This is a genomic window from Achromobacter sp. GbtcB20 (assembly GCF_019091095.1).
Classification (GTDB): Bacteria; Pseudomonadota; Gammaproteobacteria; order Burkholderiales; family Burkholderiaceae_B; genus Achromobacter; species Achromobacter mucicolens.
The window spans coordinates 1-249 of the sequence record NZ_JAGXJZ010000742.1; the positions used below are offsets into that span (position 1 = coordinate 1).

1 pseudogene is annotated in these 249 nt (G+C 70.7%); it reads left to right on the forward strand.

The window, feature by feature from the left end:
* A pseudogene (locus tag KVT32_RS30930) lies at nucleotides 1-249 on the forward strand (heat-inducible transcriptional repressor HrcA); the annotation flags it as partial.

The following is a 249-nucleotide window of genomic DNA, read 5'->3' on the forward strand; positions in this document are numbered from 1 at the left end:
GCCGACCTCGAGGAGATGGGCTACGTCGCCAGTCCCCATACCTCGGCCGGCCGCGTGCCCACGCCGCGCGGCTACCGCCTGTTCGTCGATACCCTGCTGACCGTGCAGCACCTGAACGAGCAGGGCGTCGACGCCGAGCGCATGCGCCTGGCGGCCCAGCAGCCGCAAAAGATCATCGCCAACGCGGCGCAGATGCTCTCGTCGCTCACCCAGTTCGCCGGCGTGGTGCAGAGCCCGCGGCGCGAATCG